Annotated in this window: 19 protein-coding genes and 1 pseudogene; 10 read left to right on the forward strand and 10 right to left on the reverse strand. The window is 39.8% G+C overall.

Features of this window, described 5'->3' with window-relative positions; genetic code table 11:
• Window positions 1-295: 295 nt before the first annotated feature.
• The gene (locus tag PASHI_RS09900) at window positions 296-505 is read right to left on the reverse strand and encodes a PGPGW domain-containing protein (RefSeq protein ID WP_054553331.1); all 210 of its coding nucleotides are present in this window, start codon (window positions 503-505) and stop codon (window positions 296-298) included.
• A gap of 147 nt (window positions 506-652) precedes the next feature.
• Between PASHI_RS09900 and ydiJ the strand changes: the two genes are divergently transcribed.
• Window positions 653-3,697 carry a D-2-hydroxyglutarate dehydrogenase YdiJ gene (ydiJ, locus tag PASHI_RS09905; RefSeq protein WP_062565468.1) on the forward strand — a complete coding sequence of 1,015 codons (3,045 nt, stop codon included), beginning with the start codon at window positions 653-655 and terminating at the stop codon, window positions 3,695-3,697.
• Between the two features lie 36 nt (window positions 3,698-3,733).
• On the opposite strand, the gene PASHI_RS09910 is transcribed toward ydiJ, so the two are convergent.
• Together PASHI_RS09910 and PASHI_RS09915 are read right to left on the reverse strand one after the other, a co-directional pair.
• On the reverse strand, window positions 3,734-4,921 hold the full coding sequence (locus PASHI_RS09910; RefSeq protein ID WP_062565469.1) for a cation:proton antiporter: 1,188 nt from the start codon (window positions 4,919-4,921) through the stop codon (window positions 3,734-3,736).
• A complete protein-coding gene (locus PASHI_RS09915; RefSeq protein ID WP_062565470.1) occupies window positions 4,921-6,132 on the reverse strand; it encodes a tyrosine-type recombinase/integrase in 1,212 nt (403 codons plus the stop codon). The genes PASHI_RS09910 and PASHI_RS09915 overlap by 1 nt, the downstream gene beginning before the upstream one ends.
• 134 nt (window positions 6,133-6,266) lie before the next feature.
• On the opposite strand from PASHI_RS09915, the gene PASHI_RS09920 reads away from it, so the two are divergent.
• The 3 genes from PASHI_RS09920 (at window position 6,267) to PASHI_RS09930 (ending at window position 9,321) form a co-directional block, all read left to right on the forward strand.
• A complete protein-coding gene (locus PASHI_RS09920; protein WP_062565471.1) occupies window positions 6,267-6,830 on the forward strand; it encodes a lipid-binding SYLF domain-containing protein in 564 nt (187 codons plus the stop codon).
• A gap of 358 nt (window positions 6,831-7,188) precedes the next feature.
• Window positions 7,189-7,506, forward strand: a complete 318-nt coding sequence (locus PASHI_RS22420) for a hypothetical protein (RefSeq protein ID WP_062565472.1) — start codon at window positions 7,189-7,191, stop codon at window positions 7,504-7,506.
• Window positions 7,507-7,761: 255 nt separating this feature from the next.
• The gene (locus tag PASHI_RS09930) at window positions 7,762-9,321 is read left to right on the forward strand and encodes a methyl-accepting chemotaxis protein (protein ID WP_130167501.1); all 1,560 of its coding nucleotides are present in this window, start codon (window positions 7,762-7,764) and stop codon (window positions 9,319-9,321) included.
• Between the two features lie 11 nt (window positions 9,322-9,332).
• Here PASHI_RS09930 and PASHI_RS09935 read toward each other — a convergent pair whose 3' ends face one another.
• The 5 genes and pseudogenes from PASHI_RS09935 to PASHI_RS09955 all read right to left on the reverse strand — a co-directional run bounded on the left by PASHI_RS09935 (window position 9,333) and on the right by PASHI_RS09955 (window position 14,904).
• Window positions 9,333-10,382 (reverse strand): patatin-like phospholipase family protein, encoded by a 1,050-nt coding sequence (locus PASHI_RS09935; protein ID WP_062565474.1) that lies wholly within the window; start codon window positions 10,380-10,382, stop codon window positions 9,333-9,335.
• A 27-nt stretch (window positions 10,383-10,409) separates the two neighbouring features.
• Window positions 10,410-11,819, reverse strand: coding sequence for an alanine/glycine:cation symporter family protein (locus PASHI_RS09940; RefSeq protein ID WP_062565475.1), 1,410 nt, complete (start codon window positions 11,817-11,819; stop codon window positions 10,410-10,412).
• A 119-nt stretch (window positions 11,820-11,938) separates the two neighbouring features.
• Window positions 11,939-12,895: a patatin-like phospholipase family protein gene (locus PASHI_RS09945; RefSeq protein ID WP_062565476.1), complete on the reverse strand. Its 957-nt coding sequence runs from the start codon at window positions 12,893-12,895 to the stop codon at window positions 11,939-11,941.
• A 173-nt stretch (window positions 12,896-13,068) separates the two neighbouring features.
• Window positions 13,069-14,063, reverse strand: a pseudogene (locus PASHI_RS09950) (LLM class flavin-dependent oxidoreductase).
• Window positions 14,064-14,130: 67 nt separating this feature from the next.
• A complete protein-coding gene (locus tag PASHI_RS09955; RefSeq protein ID WP_062565477.1) occupies window positions 14,131-14,904 on the reverse strand; it encodes a siderophore-interacting protein in 774 nt (257 codons plus the stop codon).
• Between the two features lie 112 nt (window positions 14,905-15,016).
• Between PASHI_RS09955 and PASHI_RS09960 the strand changes: the two genes are divergently transcribed.
• The 3 genes from PASHI_RS09960 (at window position 15,017) to PASHI_RS09970 (ending at window position 17,172) form a co-directional block, all read left to right on the forward strand.
• Window positions 15,017-15,451, forward strand: coding sequence for a MarR family winged helix-turn-helix transcriptional regulator (locus tag PASHI_RS09960; protein ID WP_054563088.1), 435 nt, complete (start codon window positions 15,017-15,019; stop codon window positions 15,449-15,451).
• Between the two features lie 63 nt (window positions 15,452-15,514).
• Window positions 15,515-15,928: a LexA family protein gene (locus tag PASHI_RS09965; RefSeq protein ID WP_054552219.1), complete on the forward strand. Its 414-nt coding sequence runs from the start codon at window positions 15,515-15,517 to the stop codon at window positions 15,926-15,928.
• Window positions 15,916-17,172, forward strand: a complete 1,257-nt coding sequence (locus PASHI_RS09970; RefSeq protein WP_062565478.1) for a Y-family DNA polymerase — start codon at window positions 15,916-15,918, stop codon at window positions 17,170-17,172. The genes PASHI_RS09965 and PASHI_RS09970 overlap by 13 nt, the downstream gene beginning before the upstream one ends.
• Here PASHI_RS09970 and ybaK read toward each other — a convergent pair.
• Window positions 17,169-17,630 (reverse strand): Cys-tRNA(Pro) deacylase, encoded by a 462-nt coding sequence (ybaK, locus tag PASHI_RS09975; protein WP_062565479.1) that lies wholly within the window; start codon window positions 17,628-17,630, stop codon window positions 17,169-17,171. The genes PASHI_RS09970 and ybaK overlap by 4 nt on opposite strands.
• Window positions 17,631-17,780: 150 nt before the next feature.
• On the opposite strand from ybaK, the gene PASHI_RS22000 reads away from it, so the two are divergent.
• The 3 genes from PASHI_RS22000 to PASHI_RS09985 all read left to right on the forward strand — a co-directional run bounded on the left by PASHI_RS22000 (window position 17,781) and on the right by PASHI_RS09985 (window position 19,573).
• Window positions 17,781-18,017 (forward strand): hypothetical protein, encoded by a 237-nt coding sequence (locus PASHI_RS22000; protein ID WP_130167504.1) that lies wholly within the window; start codon window positions 17,781-17,783, stop codon window positions 18,015-18,017.
• Window positions 18,018-18,094: 77 nt separating this feature from the next.
• Complete coding sequence (locus PASHI_RS09980) at window positions 18,095-18,439, forward strand: DUF3302 domain-containing protein (protein ID WP_054552213.1); 345 nt, start codon at window positions 18,095-18,097, stop codon at window positions 18,437-18,439.
• A 3-nt stretch (window positions 18,440-18,442) separates the two neighbouring features.
• Entirely contained in the window at window positions 18,443-19,573 is a 1,131-nt protein-coding gene (locus PASHI_RS09985) for an HlyD family secretion protein (protein ID WP_062565480.1), read from the forward strand.
• A gap of 75 nt (window positions 19,574-19,648) precedes the next feature.
• On the opposite strand, the gene dnaJ is transcribed toward PASHI_RS09985, so the two are convergent.
• The gene (dnaJ, locus tag PASHI_RS09990; RefSeq protein WP_054563084.1) at window positions 19,649-20,788 is read right to left on the reverse strand and encodes a molecular chaperone DnaJ; all 1,140 of its coding nucleotides are present in this window, start codon (window positions 20,786-20,788) and stop codon (window positions 19,649-19,651) included.
• Window positions 20,789-20,857 lie beyond the last annotated feature (69 nt).

Genomic DNA, 20,857 nt, shown 5'->3' on the forward strand with positions numbered 1-20,857 from the left:
TAGCTGGCATTTTTGTTACTTCGAAGGGCGTGTTGTCCTTTTATGATTGATTTTGCAGCAGTGTGTTTGGTATTTAGGCAAGGCAGAGCCTGTGTCGTGTGGTTGTTCCACATAAATAGGTGATAACGCAGCATCAATGCCAAACACGTGCTGCCCTTCGGGTTCTTTCTAGGGGCGATTAACTCTTTGTTGCTCGATTTTTACTTAGCCCACTAGGTTACAAATCTCGCGCCGCGATTAAATCGCCCCTAGAGTGAACAAAGTCTAATCTACAAAGGACAACACGCCCTTTAAATCAGCGAGCAAGTTTTTTATCAATATAAGCACATGACTTAGTCAGAGCCTTTTGGCACAAGGTTAAATAATCACGCGCTTTAGGATAGTAAAAAGATAAACAGAAAAGTCCTGCAATAAAGAAGATCAGCGACGGTCCGGGAATAATGACAAAAACTAAACCCAATAACATGCACAAGGCACCTAAACTGATTAATGCAATTTTTTTCATCTGACTATCTCATTTGCTGCTTTAATACACAGTATAAAAGTATTGCCCCCGAAATCGATAAAAAGAGTGTTACAAACTGTAAAATCTTCAATTTATCTTAGCTATTAGCATGATATAATTTGCAAAATGCCTTAATTTATCACCGTCATGATAGCAACAATAAGCCAACAACAAGCCGCCACAGAACTCGTTTCTAATTACTTAGATACAATACAAAAACAAGGTTTTAGTGGTGATACCGATGCAAGCTTTTCTACACGTTTAAGTTTATCGACCGATAACAGCGTTTACCAACAGGTACCTCAAGGTGTCATCTTTCCAAAGTCAGCAAAAGACATACAACTTGCTATGCAAATTGCTTCACGTGATCCATTTTTATCACTGACTTTTGGTCCACGCGGAGGCGGTACAGGTACTAATGGACAATCGCTAACCCCGGGTATAGTTGTTGATTTATCTCGCTACATGCGTGAAATCTTAGAAATCAATGTCGAAGAAAACTGGGTGCGCGTGCAAACGGGTGTAATAAAAGACCAATTAAACGACTTTTTGCGTCCTTACGGTTTTTTCTTTGCGCCCGATTTATCAACAAGTAACCGTGCAACAATCGGTGGAATGATAAATACAGATGCATCAGGTCAAGGCTCTTTGGTTTATGGCAAAACAAGTGATCACGTTTTAGGCCTAACAACTTATCTTGTTGATGGCACTGAAATGTCAACAACCCCTATGCCTATTGAAAAAGCAAAAGTAATTGCTGAACAAAACACGACTGTAGGTAAATTATATAAAACAGTTATCGATATTGGCCTTGAAAACCGTGATGCTATTTTAGAAAAATTCCCACGTTTAAACCGTTTTCTAACCGGTTACGATTTAGAACATATTTTTTCTGATGATTTACAAACCTTTGATATGAGCAGATTAATTACTGGCTCCGAAGGTTCTTTAGGTATTGTTACAGAAGCGAAACTTAACATTACGCCCATTGCTGAATTTAAAACATTAATCAATATTAAATACGATAGCTTTGATTCTGCACTTCGTCATTCACCCTTTCTAGTCGCAGCAAATGCAACATCGGTAGAAACAGTCGACAGTAAAGTACTTAACCTTGCTCGAGAAGATATCATTTGGCACTCAGTATCGGACTTAATAACCGATGTTGAAAACAAAGATATGCAAGGGCTCAACATGGTTGAGTTTAATGCGGTTTCACCAGAAGACATAAAAGACAAAGTAGACACTCTTTGTAAGTTACTTGATGAATGTGTTGCAAAGCAAACTAATGGCGTGATCGGTTATCAATTAACGAATGACAAGGCTGATATTTTAAAAATTTATGCAATGCGTAAAAAGTCAGTGGGTCTTTTAGGGAATGTAAAAGGCAATCAAAAACCATTAGCTTTTGCTGAAGATACAGCTGTACCACCAGAAAACTTAGCAGATTTTATAGTGGAGTTTCGTGAACTTCTCGATAACCACAATCTTCAATATGGTATGTTTGGCCATGTTGATGCGGGTGTTTTACACGTACGACCTGCTTTAGATATGTGTGACCCTGAGCAAGAAAAATTGCTTCGTCATATTTCAGATGAAGTCGTTAAATTGACTGCCAAATATGGCGGCTTAATGTGGGGTGAGCACGGCAAAGGATATCGAAGTGAATATGGCCCTGAATTTTTTGGCGAGCATTTATTTACACAACTTCGAAAAATTAAAGCGGCATTTGATCCAAATAACAGAGTAAACCCGGGTAAAATCTGTACGCCATTTGAAAGTAAAGACTTACTCGTTTCTGTTGACGATCAAAAGCGTGCCTGGTTCGACAAAGAAATTTCTATCGATGTTAAAACAGAATTTAATAACGCGATGACCTGTAATGGTAATGGTCTGTGTTTTAACTACGATGAAAAATCACCAATGTGTCCGTCTTATAAAGTAACAGGTGACCGCCGATATTCACCAAAAGGACGCGCGAGTTTAATGCGCGAATGGTTACGACTTCAAGAGTCTGAAAATATTGATTTACTCAATGTTGAAAAAGAATTGATCAATGGTGAAGTAATCACTTGGTGGGAGCGCTATCAACATAGTCGCGATAAGAAAAAAGGTGTTTATGATTTTTCTCACGAAGTGAAAGAATCTATGGATGAATGTTTAGCTTGTAAAGCATGTACTACTGCATGCCCAATAAAAGTTGATGTACCGACATTTCGTTCACGCTTTTTAAATTTCTACCACAGTTATTACGCTCGTCCCGCTAAAGATTACTTAGTAGCAGGTATCGAGCAAACTGCGCCGGTGATGGCAAAGTTTGCTAAGGTGGTAAATCCAATTGTAAATACAAAGCTTGTTTCAGGTTTAATTAAAAATACCATTGGTTATGTTGATACGCCAAGCTTAAGTGTACCGCAACTTTCTAAACGTATTTCTAAAGATCAGCAATTTAATTTTCAATTACTTAATTCGCTTTCAAAAGAACAACAAGCAGAATATGTACTGATAGTACAAGATCCATTCACTAGTTTTTACGAAGCCGAATTAGTCGAAAGCTTTATTAAAGTGATTAAAGCGTTAGGCAAAAAACCAATGCTATTACCGTTTAAACCAAATGGTAAAGCTCAGCATGTAAAAGGTTTTTTAAATGAATTTAAAACAACAGCAAAAAATGCAGCTGAGTTTTTAAATTCACTGAGTGAAATCAACGCTCCTTTAGTTGGGCTCGATGCATCTTTGGTTATGTGTTACAGAGATGAGTATGTCTCAATATTAAAAGATGAGCGTGGTGACTTTAAAGTTGAATTAGCTCATGAATGGCTTCAAACACAAAACTTCAATCAGCTTTCACTTACCACTAAGTCGAATTCTACTTTTAAATTATTAAGTCATTGTACTGAAACAACAGCAATGCCAAATGCGTCTAAAGTTTGGCAAACCATTTTTGCTGATCTAAATTTACAGCTTGAAACTACCAGTACGGGTTGTTGTGGTATGGCAGGAACGTATGGCCACGAAAAACAAAACCAAGAAAATTCACGCGCACTTTATGAAATGAGTTGGCAACCAATTATTTCAAGTAATGAGCCTGAAACTATTTTAGCAACTGGCTTTTCTTGTCGTAGCCAAGTGAAGCGCTATGAGAAATTTAAACCAAAGCATCCACTGCAATTAATTGCAGAGCTACTTTAAGTTGTAAAAATAAAAAAGGCGCTCAACGCGCCTTTTTTATTGGTAACTTTTTGCGATGGGCTTGGTACTCATGCCATGAATGAAAACACTAAATAAAATGGTTGTTAATGTTACCGTGGCAATTTGTTCTTTGTTTGCAATTGCTGTATCCATCACCATTAAAGTGAAAACGATAGACGCCAAACCTCTTGGGCCAAACCACGCAAAAGTAAACTTGTCTTTGAAATTTAGATTAGTAAACATAAGTGAAAGTAGTACCGGCACAATTCTAAAAACCGTCACACTTAATAACGCGTAAAAAACAATTGGCCAGGTAATATCATTCACAATTAAGTGACCACATACAAAACCGAATAAACACCAAATTAGTAGCGCAACAAATTCAGCGATATGCTCAGAGTCTTTAACTAATGTTGAACGTATTTTTTTAGGTGATAAGTAATCAAATAAAAGTCCCGCAACAAAAACAGCTATAAAACCACTGCCATGAAAATTTTGTGTTAAAGAGAAAATGGCCATTACTAAACCAATCAACAAAAATGGACTGCTATTATTTGCAAAGTAATGACGTGCTAATGCTATTTTTAAAAGTGGAATAAATACTGCCATCGACACGCCTGCAATAACCAGTGCAACACCTAACTCTCTTGCAAAAACAAGTAAAGTATCGATTGTCGTTACAGCACTTTCTGGGTTTTGAACTAATAAAAGTAAAACTAAAAAAATGGGGACACAAAGGCCATCGTTCAAACCACTTTCAGTATTTATTCCTTCGCGAACTTTTTCTGGTACCGATGTACATTCTAAAATTCCTTTGCTAAGCGCAGCATCCGTTGGTGTTAAAATAATCGCGATCAAGGCAGATTGAAAAAGTGATAACTCCGAAAAGAAAAACAATCCACCGGCAACACCTAACATTAGTGTCATCGGCAAAGCCATAAAAAGTAGCAGGCTAGGGTACTGATAACTATGTTTTAATACGGGGAGTTTTGATTTTGCTGCATCGGTAAATAAAAAAATACTTAAGGTTAATTCTACCAAAGGTAAAATGTCGCTGAGTCCGGCTTCGCCTAACTTAAACTCACTCGGCAAAAAGTAAGACATTGCAATTCCGACCAACACAAAAAACATCGGCCCAGTAATTTCTGTTCGTTCTAGCTGACGAATTGTCAGCGAGTAAAATAAAAGAGCTGAGCCAACTAATGCCAGTATTGTATATTCCATTAAACTTTCCTTTTTATTCCAGACTTTGCGCGTTCTTTTATATTTGTTTGAATATAAATTTGATCTGTCGTAGCGATTTTTGCATGACCTAAATCTTCAGATAAATGTTTTAGCGGTCTTGTTTGAGCATCGTGTGTTGCACCGGTATGTCTTAACCAGTGAGCAGTCGCCGCTTCAAGTTGTTCCGCATCATCTTTAAAGCCATCTTGTAAAAGAGACTGTTTTGCTAAGTCAAAACTTTGTTGTACCAAACGACGAATTTGACGAACAGTCATTCCACCTTTGCCACGAATTTTATGAACTAGCGGCTCAGCTTCATCAACACGGGGCAGGGCAGGTAAACCTCGGTAAAGCCTATAACGTTTTAGATATAATATAAAATCTTCACTTAAGGTAACATCACGTAACTTGTTACCTTTACCCATAATTCTTAAAAACCAAAAACCATCATTATCTTGCCAAAAATGTGACATAACCGGCGACCACTGAGGGCGTTCTGATAACTCAGATATTCGTAAGTACAATCCTTTTAAGCAAGCAAGAGTGAATAAATTTCTCTCTAAATCAGGTTGTTGCTCACATAAATCTCGAGTAACACCAAAAACATATTCCCATTGAATATCACTGAGTGTATCGGGGATTTTAATTTGCGATTGCACAACTAAGTAAGGGCTATTCTTTTTAACAACCGGTACAAAGTTAGCAAAGGTTTTTTCTTCTAAAATTGCGAACTTATAAAAAACATTGAGTGCTGTAAACATAGCTGCGAGTGTTTGTTGGCTAGCAATATTTTCTTTATTTATGAAAGGGCGCCAATTTGTATTGAGTCGTCTTATGCCTTGTTCATCTTTATAACGCCATTGCACTGAATTTGATAACCAGGCTGAATCTGGTTCAACCATAAAATCAACATAAGCTTCAATATCGTCACGCTTTAGATCGAACACCGATTTTTCAGCAACCAACCAAGACCATAAACAAAAACGCTCAAGCTCATTTCGAAAACGATTAAATGTGGCTTCTGATTTTCGGCCATACACATATAAAAATTGATAAAGAAAAACTAAGTCATTTTTTGATTCAGCAACAGTCAATCCAACTTGATGTATAAAGTTATCAAGTTCTGGATATTCTGTTGCAAGAGTATCATCTTCAAGATGGGCAATTTGGTAACGCAGTTGTTTTAGTGTATCGACGAGAGCAACGAGCATAATGATGTAATATCTTGTAAAATAGCTAGTTATAAGATTACCACAAAGTCCGATACTGTCTAGTATTGGACTTAATATATCTTTAGTATTTGCAACATTAACTAGATTGCCATACTAATATTCAAGGAATATGTATGAAAAAGTTTATCGCTATTAGTTTAGTTTTAATCACTACAATTTTAGCCGGTTGTGCTACAACAGGCAGTGCATCTCCCGATGAAAAACGTGCTTTAGTACAAAGCATGAAAAACAATACATTAAGAGAGCTTTACACTCAAAAACCTGATGTTAAACAACAAATTGCTAACTCTGCTGGTTATGCGGTTTTTGATAATGCCAATGTAAATGTTGTTTTAGCCAGTTTTGGCGGTGGCTATGGTGTTGTTAAAAACAACCTAACCGGTAAATCAACTTACATGAATATGGGTGAAGCGGGTTTAGGTCTAGGTTTAGGTGTTAAAGACTTTAATGTTGTGATGGTTTTTCATAACCAAGCAGCAGTAAATCGCTTTATTGAACATGGTTGGGCATTCGGTGGAAACGCTGATGCAGCAGCCAAATATGAAGATAAAGGTGGCGCTTTAGTTGCCGAAGCAATTGCAGACCAAGTAACTGTTTACTCTTTAACCGAAAATGGCCTTGCGTTACAAGCGGTACTGAAAGGCACTAAGTTTTGGGTAGATTCTGAGCTTAATTAAGCTATTTAAAACCCTTCTAAAAGTGGGCTAGTTAGCAACCTAACTCCCGCTTTTAATTATTTTATCTAATTTAACATAACGTAATTTATGGGTAATTGTTATATTTTAATCTTTAGGTAATCACTAGTTTTCTAAATCCACATTTCTAATGATTTAATACTTAAAACTGCTGTTCATTTCAAACTTTTTATTTATCTACGCTATCAGAAATTTCGTATTTAATTCATAAGCCACTAATTTTACTTAATATTATTTCTTCATCTTATTATAGTAAGACTTTCAGGTTGGGACATAAGGCTTAGGCCTCAATACCGCTCACGAATCACATTAGTCTAAACAATAATAACAAGGATTCATCATGAGGAAGTTTTTTCTAATCATCATAATTGGCTATTTCGCATGGGATTATTATGCAGTTAATTATGGGGGTATCTCACCAACACAAACGCTTCAAACAAAAATTATTGATCCCGTAAAATCAAATTACAGCCATAATCGAGATATCACAATATCTGATTATGAAAAGCCCGAGTATGAATGTGATGGCCGACAATATTGCAGCCAAATGAACTCTCTAGAAGAAGCGTTATTTTTTTCTAAAAATTGCCCTAACACAAAGTTAGATCAAAGCCCTGGTGAAGCCCCCTGCCAGAGTGATTTTATTTTGCGAGATTAATGTATTTTAAAAATCAAGTTGGCTAAATTTTACAATTTAGCTAACTTTTAACCCATCTCCCCAACTTTTCTTAGTTAAATAATATTAACTTTTGTAACATAAAACCGGAATTTTCCTAGTTCTTTATCACGAATTTATCGCTAAATTGTTTATAAACATTAGTGTTCAAATTAACACTACCTCTTTCTGGTTCAGACTGTTTTTACTCCGCTAATTTACTTTCTGAACTTAAAGCTGTACTTGGGTGATTTTAACGTGAAACATAGAATTAATACCGATACCGAAGTTAAATTTTCTGAATCTGACATCCTCCTATCGACTACTGATTTGCAAAGCCATATTACCTATGCCAATGATGAATTTTGCAAGATAGCTGGTTTCACGCTAGACGAAATGGTAGGTAAGCCTCATAACCTTGTTCGCCACTCTGATATGCCGAAACTGGCTTTTGCAGATTTGTGGCAACATCTAAAAAATGGTCAATCTTGGATGGGGCCTGTTAAAAATCGCTGTAAAAATGGTGATTATTATTGGGTTAATGCCTTTGTAACACCGATTAAAGATAAAAGTGGTTGTACTGTTGAGTTTCAATCAGTCAGAACTAAACAAAGTGACGATGTCGTACAAAGAGCGACCGCTGAATACGCTAAAATAAACAATAATCAAAAATCTCATGCCACTGCAGCAAAGTTCGATTCCACTCTTTACATAAGTGCCCTATTATTCATTAGTTTTTTAGGTTCGCTGGCTGCCGTTTTTAGCTCTGGATTCGATATTTTTCATTGTCTACTAGTTCTATTTTTAGCATCAGCTAATGGGCTTATGTATATTTGGCGTCAAAAATATTTAGCGCTTATAAATAAAGCAAAACAAGTCTACGATAATCCTTTAATGGCTTACCTGTATTCTGGTACCAATGATCAATCTGGCTTTTTACATCTTGCCCTTGAGATGCAACAAGCTAAATTAAAAGCTGTTGTTGGCCGAGTTAATGATGTGACCATGGGCGTTAATCACAACGCGCAACAATGTGCAGAGTCTGGTCATAACGTGACTGAACTTTTAAATAAACAAACAGATGAAGTCTCTCAAATTGTTGTTGCCACAGAGCAAATGACGGCCTCAATCAATGAGCTTTCATCAAGCACAATGCAGTCTAATCAAGCTGCTGAAGAGTCAAACCAAGCAACCGAACAAGGCTCACTTGCGGTCAAACAAACGATAACTTCAATTAGTGAGCTTGATGAAAAACTCAAAGAAGCAAGTAGCCAAGTAGAAAACTTAATTGAAGGTAATCAACACATTGTGGCAATTTTATCTGAGATAAACGCCATTGCCGATCAAACTAATTTACTTGCTTTAAATGCGGCTATCGAAGCTGCCCGAGCAGGCGACCATGGCCGTGGTTTTGCTGTTGTTGCAGGTGAAGTTCGTGCATTGGCATCACGTACACAGCAATCAACTGAAGAAATAAACAATGTGTTAAATCAGCTCACACACGCCTCGAAACAAGCACAACTTGCCATGAAAGACGGACTTAACTTGTCGGCTAAAAGTGTTGAGCTTGCACATCAAAGCGGCGATAGTTTAGACCATATTAAAGCCCAGTCTATCAAACTAAGTGAACTCAATAGCATCATAGCGCATGCAATGAACGAGCAACTGACAGCAAGCCAGGTTATTGCTACCAACTTAACGTCAGCACAAGACTTTGCTCATGAGTGTACAGAGCTTGGCCATACTTCGCAGCAACTTTGCGAAGCGCTCCTCAGTAAAGTGACAGAGCAAACTGCCTTGATTAATCAGTTTAAGTAGCGAAAGCAATACTATTTAATTAGGTTTATTTTCGGTGTGTGCTTATTAGTACACACCGCATCGAATGCTTCTGCTAACCGTTCTGTTTCTTTGAATACCTGCTGCCAATACTTAATTCGTGTATCAGCATCAAGTTCTGTAAAGTCTTTACGATCTGGGATTTTGCCATAAGGTAACGAAGCAACAAAGTCAGCTGATGGAGTGATCATCACTACGTTTTCATAGTTACTCGGGGTAACACTGCGCTTTAGGCTCTTATCAAACCAACCTGCTTTAGGGCTGTTATTAAAATGCGGATATAAAATAAGCCCGTCATTATGAATACTTAAGTCAAAGTGATAATCGATGATACCGCCATCGCGATACATACCTGGTGGTGTTCCTTTGATATTTTTAATGCCCTGCATGACTAATGGAATAGAGCCTGAAGCAAGTAACGCATCCGCTAAATTATCTTCGCTTAGCTCAATAGTATGCGTATTAAAGGTATTGTTATCTGAAAACGATAACTGACTATCCGCAGGCTGAAATACATAACGTTCATATTGCTTACTTAACAAACGTCTATTCATTCTATTGACTAAATAGCTTTTAGATAACCCCATTAACTGCATCACTTTGTTTTCTGATGCTGTAAAGCCATTCGATTTTGCAACTATAAAGTGGGCTTTAAAAATAGGGTTGTTAATAATTTCTTGAATACCATTTTCAGCAAAAACTGTGCTTAATAACTCTCGCGCTTTTGTTGTTATCTCTTCTGGTTTTGCTTTATTCGATGAATAGCGTGTTTCAGAGTAAGACTTTGCTAATCGAGATATTGCAGCAACAGGGTCATTTTGAGCAAAACAGGCAGATCTAAATGCACCGGCACTTGACCCTAACAAGTTTAGAGGTGTAGTGCGGTCTTTAAAAAATTCACCAAATAGATATTTATCTAAACCAAATAATGTAAACCATTTCGGCCCGCCGCTTGCTCCTAAAAAGGTATTAAACAAATCGGCAGACAGGCCTTGCTCTTGAATTACTTTTGCAGCACTTGGCCCTGCGTAAATATCTATCATGGTTACTTTTCTCGTTATTGTTTTAGATTATTTGCGCCAAATCCCTTGTTCTGTTTGACCTTGAACCTGCACTTTTTCAGAATCAAAACTCGGTTCTTGCCCTGCTTCACGTTGACTATGGTAGTCTTTTGTCACAGATAAGATGGTTGGCGTTAAGCGTATGATAGCGATAACGTTCACCACTGTCATTAAACCTAAAGCAATGTCTGCAAGATCCCACACTTGTTTAATGGTGGCCGATGCGCCCCAAATCATCATGGATAAATATAAACAGGTGTAAATTCCACGGCCGAGTTTATTATCTAGTTTAAATAAATGTAGGTTACTTTCTGCGTAGGCATAGTTTGCAACCACTGAAGTAAACGCGAATAAACAAATTGCAGCCGCTACAAAGTAAATGCCACCAGCAGCCATATGCGCTGTCATCGCAGATTGAGTTAAGCGGATCCCTTCCATTTCGCCGCTAATATCAATATTAGCCAATAAAATAATCACCGCCGTACAACTACACAGCACAATGGTATCGAAAAACACCCCTAGCATTTGAATATAGCCTTGAGTGACTGGGTGATTTGGTACTGGTGATGCACAGCCAGATGCATGTGGCACACTACCCGCTCCGGCTTCATTCGAATAAAGCCCTCGCTGAATACCATTTTTAATTGCGGCACCCATTGCTCCTGCGCCTGCTTCTTGTAAGCCAAAGGCTGAAAGTAAAATATCTTCAATCATCGCAGGCACTTTACCGATATTCAATAAAGTAATAATAATGGCGGCTAGTACAAATAAAATGCCCATAACTGGCACAATTCGTTCAGCAAAGCGGGCAATAGCTTTAAAGCCACCTAAAATAATAGAGCCTGCCAGTATCGTGATCACAATACCTGAATACAAAGTAGGAATTTCAAATGCGTAATTGAGGGCATCGGTAATGGTATTCGTTTGCATGGCACTAAACGTAAAGCCATAACCAAGAAACAAGCAAAAAGCAAAACACACTGCAAGCGCTCTACTGCCTAAGCCTTGCTGAATATAATAAGCAGGACCGCCTCTAAACTCGCCATTGGCATCCCTGACTTTATAAACTTGCCCAAGTACGCTCTCGGCAAAGCCTGTGGCCATGCCCAAAATGGCAATCACCCACATCCAAAATATTGCGCCACTGCCCCCTAACGAAATAGCAACGGCAACCCCCGCAAGGTTACCTGTGCCCACGCGAGCTGAAAGACCAGTACATAAAGCTTGAAACGAACTAATTGAGTTTTTATCGGTGCTGCTACTCGACTTTAATAGGCTAAACATATGGCGAAACTTAACCAATTGAATCGCTTTTAACCTTACCGAAAACCAGATCCCAGCAAACAGAAGAATATAGATAAGAATTTGGCCTTCTCCCCAAAGAAGACCATTGATTGTCGATACAGCACTGTTAAACATGGCAAGCCTTTATTGTTCTTATAGATAAAAAATCACAAAAAGTGAATAGCTAACCACTTTAACTCTATTTACAAATATCTCAAGTAGGCAATGGGATTAATTGCCCGGCCTGCTCCCAACTAATTTAGCAGTTGTTGCTGTAAAAAGGCACGACCTGCCGCTAAACCTAATTTGTGATCATAGCGCAGATCTGAATCTGTACTACCCAGTAGCTTACTGCGTAATTTATCGCCTGCAAAAATTTGCGTGATACGGGCATCACTTGGTGGGTTGGCAATGAAATCGAGTTCTTCTTGATAAGCTTGTTCGTGTTGAACCAAGTAATCAATGGTTTTAGGGCAATAACCTGATACGCAAACTAGTGACTTTAACTTATTTACCCATTCAGATTGTACTTGAAAGTTTTCATCAACAGTACGAATGACCACAATATCACGAGCACCACGGTTATAAGCTTCTTTCACAGGTAAAGGTGCGGCTAAACCACCATCTAAATACATATCATGCACTAAATCAGTATTAGAGCTTTGAATAATGGCATCGTTTGCGGCCTTTGTTGTTAGCCAAGGCGTTAAGTTCACTCCATCTTTATATAAAAATGGCAGTGCGCTTGATGCTTTTAATAATGCCAACCATTGCGTATCTTCACCATTTGGGCTCAAATAATACGGTTTACGATCAGCTGCGTTAGTGGTTGTGATCAACAGTTCGCGTTTACCTAGGCTTTGTGTTGCTGTTTTAAAATCAAGGGCACGGTTTACCTCTTTGGTTTTATCAAAATACCAATCAAGGTCAACAATGCTTTTACCAAACAGCCCGCGGCCAAGTTGGAAAAAACGTTTATGACGAGAAAGGCCTCTGATCAAACGTTTTGCATAGCCTTTTTGACGCGCTAAATAACTTGTTAAGTTTTGTGAGCCTGCCGATGTGCCAATGAATAAATCGAATGGATCGTAATTATTTTCTAACCATGCATCGAGCACACCTGCGGTAAAAATCCCTCGTTGCCCACCACCCTCAGCGATTAATGCTGTTTTTGTTTGTGGTTCTACTGCGGCAATTGTTTGAGATTTCACGGTGCACCTTCCTAGGGTTATGGTTAATAAATATATTGTATTAAGTTAATTTCAATCCTTAAAACGGATTATATAAATTGATTTAATCTATAAAATCGTTTAATAAATGAGTGTCAGGGCTTAATCAATGCGCATAAAACTCATTACACGCATTCACTATTTGCCAAACCGTATTAGTTCATGATGCTTGCTAATATTTCCAGCGCATGTTGTCTGTCACTCAATTCATACAGGTCATTTGTAAAAATAAACTCATCAACCTGTAGCGTTTGTTTAATCATACTCAGCTTATGCTTAACGCTCGCTTGACCGCCAACAACAGAAAGTCCTAAAAAGTTTTCTACTTGCATTTTTTCTTGCGCTGTCCACAAGCCTTCCATTGTTGCAACAGGCTCTTTAAGCCAAAGTGGCTTGCCGCGCATAAGTGCTAAGATGCGTTGTTTCGCTGTGGTTGCTAAAAACTGTGCTTGTTCATCGGTGTCAGCTGCAACAACGGGTAAGCCAAGCATGACGTATGGCTTATCTAATACCTCAGATGGTTGAAATTCTCTGCGATACAATGCAATGGCATCTTCAACAAAGCGTGGGGCAAAATGACCAGCAAATGCATATGGCAGGCCTTTTTTTGCCGCAAGTCCAGCACTATAAAGGCTTGAGCCCAGTAACCAGATTGGTACATTTGTATCTTCACCTGGGATTGCGCGTACTGGAGAGTCACCTTTATATGGGCCAAGTAAAGCTTGCAGCTCCGTTACTTCATCATTGAAGTGCTCAGCACGTTGTTCGTCACGGCGCAAAGCACGGCTGGTAATTGGGTCACTACCTGGTGCTCGGCCTAAACCTAAATCAATGCGACCGGGGTATAAACTCTCTAGGGTGCCAAATTGCTCAGCAACCACCAGCGGTGGATGGTTAGGTAACATCACCCCACCTGCACCTACGCGAATATTCTGAGTTTACCTGCGATATGACCTATCAGTACTGAAGTTGCGGCACACACGATTCCGCGCATATTATGATGCTCTGCCATCCAAAACCGATTAAAACCCAGTTTGTCGGCTGTTTTTGCATAGGTAACACTATTTGCTAGTGTTTGCGAAACGGTTTCGTGCTCTTTCATTGGGCTCAATTCAAGCAATGAAAAAGGTGTGTTGCTAAGATCTGACATTCGCTCTCCAAAATTTAACTCTTTATAATTAGTTAATGAGAGCGAATGGCTATTTTTCAAATGCTAATTAGGCTCGGCTTTGTTGCTGTTTTTCCACCTTTAGGCCATCGGCATCAATACCACGCTTCCAATAAGCTGATGCAACAATGTGTTCACGGTCAATTTCAAAACTGCTTGTTACTAATCGGCGAATTGCTTTTACCAAGTTTGCTTCTAGTGCCATAAACACCATAGGTTGCGTGTTATAGCCAGCACATAAGAGTGTTACTTGGTCGAGTAGATCTGTTTCTGGCTCATCTGTAACTAACCATTCAACACTATGTTGGATGTGTGCCTTAATTTGCTCAAGCTCAATGATGTCGGCTTTATCAGCAACATGAATAATGACATCAACAGTGGCATCTTGTGGCAGGGCTTGTAAGTAGCCATTGATTGCATTTACTGAAGTTAAATCTGCCAGCATTAAATAATGTGTTTGCGTAAAATCAGTGAGTTTTTTAGGGCCTGGGCCTGCTATACCTACCTCGTCGCCTACACACGCATTTTGTGCCCAGTTGGTTGCCACGCCTTGATGTTGGTTAACCACAAAATCGAGGGTAATTGCACCGTTAAATGGGTTGATATCACGAATAGTGTAAGAGCGCATTAATGCTGGGTGCTCAGCGTGTAAATCAAGTTCAACTTTTGATTCTCCGGCATGCGGGAGTAGCACCTTTACGTACGCACCTTTTGCATCTTGTGGAAAATCGGCAAACTCCTCTGAGCCAACAACAATTCTTTGTAGATGCGGGGAAATACGTGTAGTACTTAATACGTTTGCACGACGAACTTTTCTAGCCATCTTGGTCTCCTAGCTGGTTAAATTGCACAACGCCCCAATAGTTGATATAGTCAACTATACGCTTTTAATTGACTTTGTCAACTAATGTAAACTTGCTTAACTTAGGTGAATCATGCCACAAACCTCTCTTTCTTCAGCTTTATTTACACTGGCACAAAGTTACCGTGTCACTGTACGCGAAGCCATTAACGCCAACGAGCTTGGTCTTAACGCACTGCATGTACGCTGTTTACATATTATTGCCGAAACACAGCACTGTACTGCCAATGATATTGTTGCCAAAACTGGTCGTGATAAAGCACAAATAGCACGCTTAGTAAAAGAGCTTATAAAGCTTGAACTGGTTTCTAAATGTGCCGACGAAAACGATAAGCGCTGTTTAATTTTATCCTTTACTGATCAAGGTAACGCCCTGTTCTCGCGTTTAGAAGTTGCAGAGCAAGAAGTTGATGCCAAACTTTGCCACGGTTTAACTGATCAACAAGTACGTGATTTTATCGCTATTGCCACAACCATGATCGAAAATATCAATCACAACACCCCGTGATCTTATTGGCAAGATAACCACAAACCACTATACTGTACAAACGTACAGTATAGTGGTTTTGTTATGCGTGTTATTCCTATTTATATCGAAGCTGGCGTATGTGGTTTTGAATCACCGGCAGCACAATACAAAGAGCTAGGCTTATCATTAGATCAGCTATTGATTAAACACCCTGATGCAACATTTATTGGTATTGCCTCTGGCGAATCAATGCAAGGTGTGGGGATTTTTGATGGTGACTTATTACTGGTTGATCGCGCCGAAGACGTTAAAAATGGCGATGTCATTGTCGCGAATCTAAATGGTTTATTTGTTTGTAAGCTATTAGATAAACACAATGCACAGTTATTATCAGCCTCACCTAAATACCCCGCAGTGCAACTACGCCAATCGGATGAATTTCAATTAGAAGGCGTGGTCACTCGCTCAATTCGCTTACATCGCAGTAGTAAAGAGCTATTAGCATGTACGCCTTAGTCGATGCGGTGGCCTTTTATGCCAGCGCCGAAAAAGTATTTGATCCGGCTATTCGTAGTAAACCGGTTGTGGTTCTTACTAACAACGATGGTTGTATTTGTGCCGTGTGCCCTATTGCACGAAAGCTGGCTATTCCAAAATTTCAGCCTTATTTTCAAGTAAAGAAAATACTCGAAGATAACCAAGTGGTGATCCGCTCATCTAACTATGAGCTGTATGCGGATTTAAGCGAGCGGATGATGAACGTGATTGGCCGCTTTTGCGATAATCAGCACATATACTCTATTGATGAATCATTTTTAAACTTTACTGGTTTCAAAAAACTTATTCACGATTGGCATCGTTATGGCCATGATATTCGCCGTACCGTATGGCGCGAAACAAAGCTGCCAGTCGGTGTTGGATTTGGCCCAACAGCAACCCTAGCCAAAGCCGCCAATCATGCAGCGAAAAAACTCCCCGGCTTTGATGGCGTTGCAGTGATTGACTCAGAAACTTCACGGGTAGCCATTCTAAAAGCCATGGACGTACAAGATGTTTGGGGCGTTGGTCGACGCTTAGCTAAAAAACTCAAAGCAATGAATATTAATACAGCCTTTGATTTAGCCGAGCAAGACCCACGAAAAATGAAACGCCTATTTAGTATTGTATTAGAGCGCACAGTGAACGAGTTACGCGGTAAAAGCTGTTTAGCCTGGGATGAAGTACGCCAAGACAAAAAAGAAATTTTTTCGACCCGTAGTTTTGGAGAGCGTATCACTGACGCCACCGCGCTGAAAACGGCACTGATCAATCATTGTGTCATTGTAGCAAGAAAACTACGTGCGCAAGGCTCACACACTCAACGCTTATTAATGTTTGTGGCCAGTTCTCCTCACCAAGATGGCTATTATAAAAAGTCCTATATTTATGAGTTTAGTGTCGCCACCGCCGATAGTTGCGTGTTTGCCAATGCTATCAGCGAGGTATTTGATCATCTCTATAAACCTGGGGTACGATTTTATAAATGTGGTGTAGGTGCTCTTGAGTTATCAAGCCACATGTTTCAGCAACCTGATCTATTTCAAGCGCCTATCGATAACCCAAAACTGATGAAGTGTCTTGATAGCATTAACACCCGTTATGGCGTGGGTACCCTTGCCATAGCCAGCGAAACTCCAACGACCCGTTGGCATATGAAACGCGCGTACTTATCGCCTCATTACACAACCCGCTGGCATAACCTACCAAAAATACATTGTTAAAAATCTGCCAGCTTAGCATTTAGTAAACTGCATAAATCCTTAGGTGCCAACGAAATCTCAAGGCCTCGCTTACCAGCTGAAACATACATCAAGTCAAAGCTATCTGCAGATTGATGCACATAGGTATTAAGGCGCTTTTTCTGACCTAGCGGGCTTACTCCACCTAAAATATAACCTGTGGTATTTTCGACTTTTTGTTGTGGAGCCATTTGTACTTTTTTAACCTTTGCCGCCTTTGCCAGCATTTTCAGGTTAACTTGTTGGCTAACTGGCACAATAGCAACCAAAAGCTGGTGGTCAGCGTCTTCAAGTACTAAGGTTTTAAATACTTGCTCAGCTGGTAGCTTAAGCTTTTCAACCGCTTCAAGGCCAAACTGTTGTTGCGAAGGCTCATGCTGATAGCTGAGCACATCAAAGCTAATACCTTTCTTCTTCAGTAAGTTTATAGCCGGCGTCATTGATTTTCCTATAACTAATTAATTAGCAGTCACTTTATAAAACATACCGTGAACAAGGAATATAAGGCAATAGAAAAACCGCTACAAAACACACGAAATAGACCTAATTCGACTACACTAAAGTAATGAATCCTGGGCAGGGTAACAAGCATGTCTAGACACACAGGGCTCTATCTAGCCAAACAGTTATTTATCATACTCACCCTATTGTATGCAGTGAATTTTGTGTGCAACGAATACCTCGCGTGGAATGCCTACATGGATTGTCAAAGCAAATGCCATACGCTTGGCTTAGAAAAAGGCCGAATACAAAACACCACATTTTCAGAGGATGTGACTTTATGCCGTTGTCTTGCTGATACCGACTACTACGTTGTGCTGAACTAAATCTGAAAATACCGACTAGGAATTAGGGAAATTTCACGTATTATTAAATTGATTATAAGTTAAACAAAGGAAAGTACATGTTTTTAGACTACTTTGCACTGGTCATGCTAGTGTTTGTAACGGTAGTAATATTTTATGGTGTTATTGCCATTCACGATATTCCCTACGAAATTGCCAAAAAGCGTAATCACCCTCATCAAGATGCCATCCATTATGCAGGCTGGGTTAGCCTATTTACCCTACACGTGCTGTGGCCATTTTTATGGGTTTGGGCGACATTATGGCGTGATGACCGCGGTTGGGGTTTTAACCAGATCCAAAAGGAACAAGAAGACTTAGCTGAAAAAGTGGCAAGCCTGACAGCCACAGTGGCAGCGCTACAAGCACAAATAAATGCTCAATCGAATAATAAAGAGAAATAGAATATGGATTTGTTATTAATACTCACCTATACCGCATTGTGCATTGGTATCTTTAAAGTTTTTAAAATCCCACTAAATAAATGGACGGTACCTACCGCGGTACTTGGTGGTGTGGTGCTGATCGGCGCTTTGATCCTGTTAATGAACTATAACCATCCACATTCAAATATGGCCAGCAGTGCCTATGTCACAACACCTATTGTGCCAAATGTACGCGGAACCGTTGAAGAAGTGGCTGTTAAGCCAAATCAGCCCGTTAAAAAAGGTGAGTTATTGTTTCGCCTAGACGATACCTTATATCGAGCCAAACTAAATCAAGCGATTGCCGCTTTGCAAGATGCAAAACAGTCAGTGCTTGGTTTAGAAGCGGCCTATAAATCAGCACAAGCCAGTGCACTAATGGCTAAAGCTGAATATGATCGCAGTAAGAAAGAATACGAACGTTATGAAAAAGGGGCAAAAAGCGGTGCTTACTCAAAAGGCCAAGTTGATAATAAATTAGGTGTATACTTAGCAGCAAAGGCAAGTTACGAAGCAGCACAGGCCGAAGAGCTACGTCAAAAACTTGCATTTGAGTCTGAAATAAACGGCGAACAAACTAAAATTGCCGCAGCTCGCGCTAATTTAGAGCAAGCTCAATTTAACTTAGACAGCACAAGCGTTTATGCACCTACCGATGGCTATGTTACACAACTAACATTACGCCCTGGGATGATTGCAGTACCAATGCCACTACGCCCAGTAATGACCTTTGTGCACAAAGAAGATACCGTTTACGTCGCTGCATTTAGACAAAATTCACTATTAAGACTCGAACCAGGCTACAAAGCAGACTTTATCTTTAAAGCTATTCCTGGCAAAACCTTTGCGGGTGAAGTAATCGATGTATTACCTGCTATTGGTGAAGGGCAAGTACAAGCACAAGGCACACTGATGGGCACTGAGTTTTTTGCTCGCCAAGGCCGCGCAATTGTCACCTTAAAAATCACAGACGACATGAGTGAATATAACCTACCACAGGGGACAAGCACAGAAGTCGCTGTTTATTCAGAACACTTCGAGCACGTATCAGTAATGCGTAAAGTATTGATCAGAATGAAAAGTTGGCAAAACTACCTATTCTTAGATCACTAAAGTAGGCAATTACCAATAAAAAAAGGCGCTTATTAGCGCCTTTTTTACTATCTAACTAAAGTTACTTAACTAGAGTTACTTAGTTAGGTCATCGAAAAACTTCTTAACACCGTCAAAGAAACCTTTTTCTTTTGGACGATTTTTAGAGCCATCTTTACCCATGCTTTGCTCAAGTTCTTCAAGCAATTCACGTTGACGATCATTAAGATTAACCGGCGTTTCAATAACCACTTTACAGATCAAGTCACCTTGAGCGCCACTACGTACAGACTTAACGCCTTTACCACGCATACGGAACATCTTGCCCGTTTGGCTTTCTGATGGGATCTTCAGTTTTGCACGGCCATCCAGTGTCGGTACTTCAATTTCACCGCCCAGTGCTGCTGTTGTGAAGCCAATAGGCACTTCACAATACAGGTTATTACCATCACGTTGGAAAATCGGATGTTCACGTACAGAAACCTGAACGTATAAATCACCTGCTGGTGCTCCATGCATGCCCGCTTCACCTTCGCCCGATAGACGAATACGGTCACCTGTATCAACACCCGCTGGGATCTTAACTGATAAGGTCTTAGTTTTTTCTACGCGACCTTGGCCATGACAGCTGTCACATGGATCAGAAATAATTTGACCTGTGCCCTGACACGTAGGACAAGTTTGCTGAACCGCGAAGAAACCTTGGCGCATTTGTACTTGGCCTGCACCATGACAGGTAGTACATGTTTTTGGTTTAGAACCCGCTTTTGCACCGCTACCGTCACATGGCTTACAGCTAACCCAGGTTGGTACTTTAATTTCGACATCTTTACCACGAACAGCCTCTTCAAGGCTTAAGTCCATGTTGTAACGTAAGTCCGAACCACGTTGTTGACGCGATTGACGACGACCACCGCCACCACCAAAGATATCTCCAAACACATCACCGAAAATATCACCAAAATCACCATGACCGCCGCCGAAGCCACCGCCATGACCGCCACCACCTTGTTCAAAGGCTGCATGGCCGTACTGATCATACATTTGACGCTTTTGCGGATCAGTTAGTACTTCGTAGGCATCTTTTACTTCCTTAAATTTAGCTTCAAGGTCTTTATCGCCTGCGGTACGGTCTGGATGATATTTCATCGCTAAGCGCTTATACGCTTTTTTTATGTCTCGTTCGCTGGCATCTTTGCTCACGCCGAGAACTTCATAATAATCGCTTTTTGACATATCTATCACACTACTCTTTTTACTGCAGCTACACTGCGTAAGGTAAATCGACTGATACAAATCGTATTA

This window comes from Pseudoalteromonas shioyasakiensis, assembly GCF_001550135.1.
GTDB classification, from domain to species: domain Bacteria; phylum Pseudomonadota; class Gammaproteobacteria; order Enterobacterales; family Alteromonadaceae; genus Pseudoalteromonas; species Pseudoalteromonas shioyasakiensis.